The sequence below is a fragment of the Streptococcus parasanguinis genome (assembly GCF_001069785.1).
Taxonomy (GTDB): domain Bacteria; phylum Bacillota; class Bacilli; order Lactobacillales; family Streptococcaceae; genus Streptococcus; species Streptococcus parasanguinis_T.
Genome location: NZ_JVSR01000014.1, coordinates 1 through 7,662, shown reverse-complemented (window position 1 = coordinate 7,662; position 7,662 = coordinate 1). Strand labels below are relative to the sequence as shown.

The 7,662-nt window shown below is 42.8% G+C and carries 6 protein-coding genes; 4 read left to right on the top strand and 2 right to left on the bottom strand.

Annotated elements, in window-relative coordinates:
* Nucleotides 1–171: 171 nt before the first annotated feature.
* Complete coding sequence (locus ADG03_RS01105; protein ID WP_031576432.1) at nucleotides 172–714, bottom strand: TetR/AcrR family transcriptional regulator; 543 nt, start codon at nucleotides 712–714, stop codon at nucleotides 172–174.
* 334 nt (nucleotides 715–1,048) lie between these two features.
* Complete coding sequence (locus tag ADG03_RS01100) at nucleotides 1,049–2,395, bottom strand: Nramp family divalent metal transporter (protein WP_003013089.1); 1,347 nt, start codon at nucleotides 2,393–2,395, stop codon at nucleotides 1,049–1,051.
* Nucleotides 2,396–2,562: 167 nt separating this feature from the next.
* On the opposite strand from ADG03_RS01100, the gene ADG03_RS01095 reads away from it, so the two are divergent.
* The 4 genes from ADG03_RS01095 to ADG03_RS01080 all read left to right on the top strand — a co-directional run bounded on the left by ADG03_RS01095 (nucleotide 2,563) and on the right by ADG03_RS01080 (nucleotide 7,571).
* Nucleotides 2,563–3,264: an ABC transporter ATP-binding protein gene (locus ADG03_RS01095; RefSeq protein ID WP_049471831.1), complete on the top strand. Its 702-nt coding sequence runs from the start codon at nucleotides 2,563–2,565 to the stop codon at nucleotides 3,262–3,264.
* Between the two features lie 13 nt (nucleotides 3,265–3,277).
* Nucleotides 3,278–6,001: an ABC transporter permease gene (locus ADG03_RS01090; protein ID WP_049471830.1), complete on the top strand. Its 2,724-nt coding sequence runs from the start codon at nucleotides 3,278–3,280 to the stop codon at nucleotides 5,999–6,001.
* A gap of 165 nt (nucleotides 6,002–6,166) precedes the next feature.
* On the top strand, nucleotides 6,167–7,009 hold the full coding sequence (locus ADG03_RS01085) for a metallophosphoesterase family protein (protein ID WP_049471829.1): 843 nt from the start codon (nucleotides 6,167–6,169) through the stop codon (nucleotides 7,007–7,009).
* A 112-nt stretch (nucleotides 7,010–7,121) separates the two neighbouring features.
* Nucleotides 7,122–7,571, top strand: a complete 450-nt coding sequence (locus ADG03_RS01080) for an Rrf2 family transcriptional regulator (RefSeq protein WP_049471828.1) — start codon at nucleotides 7,122–7,124, stop codon at nucleotides 7,569–7,571.
* The last annotated feature ends 91 nt before the right edge of the window (nucleotides 7,572–7,662 follow it).

The following is a 7,662-nucleotide window of genomic DNA, read 5'->3' as shown; positions in this document are numbered from 1 at the left end:
AAAATCGCTTAACTTATTTTACTTTAAAGTAGTTTGTCTACATTCTAAAAACAGGATGTTAGGATCCTGCCTTTTTGCTTTCTTACAAACAAGTTGAACAAGGTGATCAGATCTTTTTTCATTTGCTAAAAGAAAAACCTTCTCCAGAAGGGTAGGAAAAGGTTGGGGGATTTAGTTCCAGCTAGCAAAGTCGCAGACACTGAGAATGATCGTTCCAATTTCAATGGGGTCCTCTTTTGCACCCGATTCTAGCCAGGTAACAATTACAGATTCGATCGTAGCGATGAAAATTTCTAGACCATACTTGTATGGAACTTGAAAGTCTGAAATGATGTGTTCTTTAGCGTGGGGAGTATCGTCCAGTGCATGAAGGGTAAAACTTCTTACCAATTTACTAAAGTCCGAGCAACAGGATTGTGACAATGCATATATAAAATCATAATTCTCTTTAATAGCGGTCAACACATTGAGAAAGTTTACCTTGACAGGACTTCCTTCAACGAAGAGGCTATCCAATTCTTGCATCATGTCCATTTTCATTTGCTCAAACATGTCGTATTTATCGACATAATGCAGATAGAAGGTCCCGCGGTTAATTCCAGCGGTTTCGGTTAATTGTCGAATAGTGATGCTGTCAAAAGGTTGTTGTAAGAGCAGTTTCGAGAGTGCATTCCGTAAGTCTGACTTGGTTGTTGTTTGTCTTTGGCGTACCATATGTTCCTTTCTATAGTTGTATAAATCTGTTTCTATTTATTTGATGTTGAAATAATTTATAGGTTAAATAATTTCACGACACTAACAAATAGCATTATACTCCAAAAATATAAATTAGACAATAATTCTCATTTTTGTACAGATAACGAAAAGTGTACAAAAATTTTACAAATTTATGAATGACGGGCATTGACAAGATTTTGTGAAAATCTCACAATAATTAGTGATTTAAATTAATTCCCTCCTAAAAAAATGGTCAGGAAATTTTTAGGAAAAGGAGGAACAAGATGAAGGGATGAACAAAAAACCAGCACGATTTAAAGTGCTGGTTTCTTTATTTGATAAAAGTCGTCACAATCAAATTGAAATTTAAGATGGTTAAGACAATCGCAACGAGATAGCCTAAGAAGGTATTCCATTTTGCATTGACATGCTCTCCCATGATTTCCTTGTTGGAGGTGAAATAAACCAGAGGGAAGATGGAGAAAGGAAGGGCCGCTGATAGGAAGACTTGAGAATAAACCAGAAGGTCATCAAGGACATGTTCCTGATCTCCAAATAAGATCGCAACGATGATGACAGGAAGAAGGGCAATGATCCGAGTCATGAGACGAACGACCCATTGTGGTAAGCGGAATCTCAAGAAACCTTCCATAACGATTTGACCGGTTAGGGTCCCAGTAATGGTTGAATTTTGACCACTGGCTAACAAAGCGATGGCAAAGAGGGTGGATAAGAAGGGACTGGCGATAGCACCGGCAATATGGTTATCCTTGAGGGCGTTGTACATGCTAGAGAAAGCACCGATCTTATCTCCGTGGCCAAAGAAGAGGGCCGCTCCAAGAATCAAGAGGAGGGAGTTGACGACAAAAGCCAAACTCAATTCAATATTTGAATCCCAGGTCATAAAGCGCACTGCCCGTTTGATATCTGCTGGATCTTTGTAATCGACCTTTCGCGTTTGCGAAATGGAAGAGTGGAGATAGAGGTTGTGGGGCATCACCGTTGCTCCGATGATTCCAAGAGCCAGGGTTAAGGCTTCATTTCCTTTTGGAAGCCCAATTCCCAATACTTCTTTTTGAGGCAGGAAGCCAGCGAAGATTCCCCCAATATCTGGTTTGGATAGGAATACCAAGTAGCCAAAAATTGCAAGGATCGTAAGGATCAAGGTTGAAACTATGGCCTCGATCTTTCGAAATCCTAGATGCATAAGGCCCAATAAGAGGAAAACATCAAAGATGGTGATCAGGATAGAAAAGAGCAAGGGCCAGCCAAAAAGAAGGTGGAGGGCAATCCCTGATCCGATGACTTCCGCTAAATCTGTCGCCATCAAGGCAAGCTCAATCACAATCCAAAGGGTATAGCGAAGCCATTTTGGTAAATGATGGGCGGTTGTTTGGGCCAGATCCTTACGATGGACAATCCCTAGTTTACCAGCCATTTGTTGCAATTGCATGGCGATTAAAGACGAGAGAAGAACCACTGATAAGAGGAGGTAGCGGTATTGGGCCCCTCCGACGACACTGGTAATCCAGTTCCCCGGATCCATATAGCCGACAGCTACCAGACTTCCTGGTCCTGAAAAGAGTAGAAGAGTCTTCCAAAAGGGGATGCCTTTTGGCACGTCAATAGACTGGTTGATTTCTTGAAGTGATTTCCTTTCAAACTGTTGTAAACTCACGATGAGCCTTCTTTCTAAGAATAAATCAATTTGTCTCTAATTATAGCATAAAATTTATAATCCTTCATGATAATTTAGGATAACCTTGTTTTCTACTACCTCGATTTCTTTGTAATCTATCAGAAAAGGACTATAATATAGATAGGAAGTAGGAGGGAGGAGAGGAAATGGCCTACATCGAAATGCAGCACTGTTACAAGCGATACACTAGTGGAGAAACGGAGATTCTCGCTAATCAGGATGTTTCTTTTGAGATTGAAAAAGGCGAATTGGTCATTATTTTAGGGGCGTCAGGAGCTGGAAAATCAACGGTTCTCAATATCTTAGGAGGGATGGACACGAATGAGGAAGGGCAGGTCCTGATTGATGGGGTGGATATTTCTAAGCTCAATTCCCATCAACGAACGGATTATCGACGAGATGACGTTGGCTTTGTCTTTCAATTTTATAATTTAGTAGCCAATCTGACAGCCAAGGAAAATGTCGAATTGGCTTCAGAAATCGTCTCTGATGCCTTGGATCCGGAAGCCGTTTTAAGAGAAGTAGGACTTGGCAATCGTCTTGATAATTTTCCTGCCCAATTGTCAGGTGGAGAGCAACAACGGGTGGCGATTGCTCGGGCAGTGGCGAAAAACCCTAAAATTCTCCTTTGCGATGAGCCTACAGGAGCCTTAGACTACCAGACAGGTAAGCAAGTATTGGGGATTTTACAGGATATGTCTCGAAAAAAAGGAGCGACGGTCATCATCGTAACCCATAATGCTGCTTTAGCTCCGATTGCAGACCGTGTGATTCGCATGCATGATGCCAAGGTCAAGTCTATAGAAATCAATGAGTTTCCTCAAGATATTGCTACACTAGAGTATTAGAAGAGGTGCTAGCATGAAACGAAAAATCTATTGGAAGGATCTGTTTGGTTCTTTTACACATTCAATAGGACGCTTTCTCTCCATCTTAACCTTGATGTTGTTGGGAAGCTTGGCCTTGATTGGCTTAAAGGTGACCACCCCAAATATGCACCGAACAGCTAACCAGTTTATTCAGCAACAAAATATGCTAGATCTTGCTGTCATGGGGGACTTGGGATTAGACCAGGCAGACCAAGAGGAGCTTTTAGGACTCAAAGGGGCGCGTGTCGAATTTGGTTCCCTACTGGATCTGACAGTGAAAGGAACAGGAGAGGCGATTCGACTTTTTTCTCCTCCAAAAAGTCTTTCTTCTTTTCGTGTGACCAAGGGGCGCCTACCCCAAAAAGAAGGGGAACTGGCCCTAGCAAGTTTTTGGAAGGATCGCTATCAGATAGGGGATACCCTCACACTCGAAGAAAAGGCTGGAACGCGCTCTAGTTTAAAGCGAAAGCAATTCACCATTGTTGGATTTGTTCAATCCTCTGAGATGTGGTCTCAAAAAAATTTAGGCACTGCCATGAGTGGCAGTGGAAATCTAGATGCCTATGCACTAGTTTCAAAAGAGGTCTTTACGACCAAACTTCCTGTGATAGCGCGGATTCAGTTTGATGATCTGAAGTCTTTAGATTCTTTTTCGCAAGTCTACCAAAAAGGGCTCAAAGCTCATCAAGAAGAGTTAGAAAAACTTCTGAAAGACAATGGAAAGGCCCGCTATCAAAGACTCAAGCAGGAGGCGGATGGGCAGATTCAAAAAGGCCAGAAAGAACTCAGTCGTGCCAAGGAATCCCTCCAGTCAGCTAAAAATCAGATCGATCAGGCTCAAAAACAATTAGACTTGCAGGAGGCCCAGCTCAAGAAATTAGCTCCATTTCTGCCAGCTAAAGAGCAAGTAGCCAGTCAAGAAAAGCTCCATCAAGCCAAAGAACAACTGGATCAGAAAAAGAAGGACTGGACTACAGGTGAATCGGAGCTCGCAAAAAAAGAGGAGGAGCTGAAAAAAGCCCAAAGCGAGCGAGATCAGCTGGAAATCCCAACTTATCATGTCTATGACCGCAAGACCATGCCAGGTGGACAAGGTTACCTGATGTATAGCAATGCTAGTAGCAGTATCTCTGCTATCGGAAATATTTTTCCGGTCGTTCTTTATCTGGTAGCAGCCATGGTGACCTTCACCACGATGACGCGCTTTGTCGATGAAGAGCGGACCAATGCAGGTATTTTTAAGGCGTTGGGCTATCGAACCAAGGACATCATTTTCAAATTTGTCCTCTATGGATTCTTTGCTGGTACGATTGGAACCCTTCTAGGAAGCTTGTTGGGGCATTATTTCCTATCGGGAATCATCTCCAACATTATTACGCAAGGGATGGTGATTGGAGAGAGCAGAGAGTATTTTTATGGGGATATGACTCTGATTGCGCTCGGACTGTCTTTCGTCGCGAGTGTGCTTCCGGCTTACTGGGTTTCGCGTAAGGAATTAAAAGAAGAAGCCAATCTGTTATTACTGCCCAAACCACCGGTATCTGGTTCGAAGATTTTCCTGGAGCGTCTCCAGTTTATTTGGAAGCGTCTGAGTTTCACCCACAAGGTCACTGCTCGTAATCTCTTTCGTTACAAACAACGGATGCTGATGACCATATTTGGAGTGGCAGGTTCTGTTGCTCTCCTCTTTGCAGGGCTAGGGATTCAATCTTCTGTAGGAGGGGTTCCCAAACGCCAATTTCAAGAGATCCTATCATATGAGTTGATTGTAGCCAAAAAAACGAATGCATCAAGCCAAGAAAGCAAGCAACTAACCAATCGTCTGGAAAAATCAGATATCAAAGATTATCGAGCCATCTATAGTAAGGTTATCGAAGATTCTTTAAAGGGTGGACGCGACAAGCAGACCATTACGATGATGGTAACGGATCGTACAGATTTTTCTCCCTTTGTCAGCTTGCGTTCTCTCAAGCAGGGAGAGTCCTTGTCTCTCAAGAAAGGGGTCATCATCAGTAGTAAGCTAGCACAACTAGCCCAGGTTACAGTCGGTGATCGACTGACCTTTGATGGTCATACTTTTAAGGTGGCGGGAATCACTGAAAATTATGTCGGCCATTTTGTCTATATGGATCAGGCAAGTTACCAAAAAATCTACGGAAAGCGGACTTCAGCAAATAGCTATTTGGTGCAGTTGAGAAATCCTTCTACACGAAAAGTGCAGACTGTCAGTCGGGACATGATGGCACTTGCAGCTGTGAAGGCAGTTAGTCAGAATGCTTCGATGATTTCCCTCTTTAACTCAGTTGCCAAATCCTTGGACACCACTATGATGATTCTAGTAGTCGTATCGATCTTGCTAGCCATCGTGATCTTGTATAATTTAACCAATATCAATGTGGCAGAGCGGATCCGTGAATTATCGACCATTAAGGTCTTAGGATTCCATAATAAGGAAGTGACGCTCTATATTTACCGCGAAACCATCTTATTGTCTATCATAGGGATCCTCATGGGATTAGTGGGTGGTTATTATCTTCATCAATTCCTCATTGCCATGATTGCACCAGATGCCATTCTCTTTTATCCCCATGTGGGACTTGGCGTGCTCCTCTTCCCTGTCGGAGGAATGCTCCTTCTCTTGATCCTGTTAGGAATTTATGTTGACCATTATCTTCGAAAAGTAGACATGCTCGAAGCCCTCAAATCAGTAGACTAAGATACAAAGCCGTTAAGCAACTCTTTGGAAAAAGATAAATCCAACGACGAAGCTTCCGCTTCTAGCCTGAGTTTTCATTTCTGGTAGCATGGAATGTTCATAAAACTTTCACCTTAGGGTGGAAGTTTTTCTTCTCTTTGTTATAATGGAGAGAAGGAGAAGATCATGACTAAAATTGCTTTACTTTCAGATATTCATGGAAATACGACAGCATTGGAAGCTGTCCTAGAGGATAGCCGAAAAGCCAAGGTGGATGAATATTGGCTCTTAGGAGATAGTTTGATGCCAGGAACAGGGAGACGGGTCCTCTTGGAGCTGTTAGAGGAGTTACCGATTACGGTCAAAGTCCTTGGGAACTGGGAGGATAGTCTTTGGCGGGCTATGAGGGGGATGTTGGATGAGAACAGACCCAGTCATCGCTACCTCATGCGCCAGTGTCAATATATTCTGGAAGAAATCACACCCCAGGAAATTGAAGACATGCAGAAAATGCCCATGCAAGTCCATAGAGAAATCGCAGGTTTAAAGATCGGCATTACCCACCACTTACCTGATAAGAATTGGGGTCGCGAATTGATCCACATTGGTGAGCAGAAGGATTTTGATCGCTTGGTGACAAACCCGTCTTGTGATATTGCAGTCTACGGACACATTCACCAGCAGTTTTTCCGTTACGGGACAGGCGGAGAACTGATCATCAATCCTGGCTCGATCGGTCAGCCTTTCTTTCTGGAAAAGAATCTTCGCAAGGACCTTCGGGCCATGTATGCCATTCTCGAATTTGATCAAATGGGGCTAAAAGATGTCGATTTTAGACGGGTGGACTATGATGTCCAAAAAGAACTGCAACTCGCAAAAGATCTCCATCTTCCTTATTACCAAGTGTATTATGAAAGTTTGGTCAATGGCATTCATCATACCCACAATCATGAGCTTCTTCATGAGATTGAACAGAGAGAAGGTCATGATCGAGAAATCGATGCTTGGCTAGAGGACTTCTTTCAATAGTGTAACTATTGACATTACAACTAAAAAGAGTATAATAGGAATAACGAAAGTCGTCCCTTGACGGTTGTTCAATAGACTCTACCTTCAAAAACGGGTAGAAAGGAGTGAAGTTATGCAAATTTCGAGTCGCTTTACCATTGGGACTCATGTCTTGATCATGATTGCTCTACAAGGAGAGAAAACAAAAGTAACCAGTGATTTTTTGGCAGGAAGTGTCGGCGTGAACCCTGTTATTATTCGAAAGACCTTGTCTCAGTTGAAGAAAGCAGGATTGATCCATGTAGCGCGTGGGACAGGCGGAGCTGAGCTCGCAAAAGCAGCCGATGAGATCAGCCTGCTGGATATCTATCAAGCGGTAGAATGCTTAGGTTCGACAGGTCAATTATTTGGTTTTCATGACAATCCGAATCCAGCTTGCCCAATTGGACACAATATCCATAATGTTTTAGATGGGAAGCTTGAGGACATTCAGACTGCTATGGAAAAAGAAATGGCTCAAACCACTTTAAAAGAAGTCGTGGAAGATACGCAGAAAAGAATGAATCTAGAATCGGTTTCATAAGAAAAATGAGAGTGGGACAGAAATCGGTAATTCGTTAGAAATCGATTTCGTCGTCCCACCTCCGCACAGTTGAGTAGGGCTGTAAAAGCTG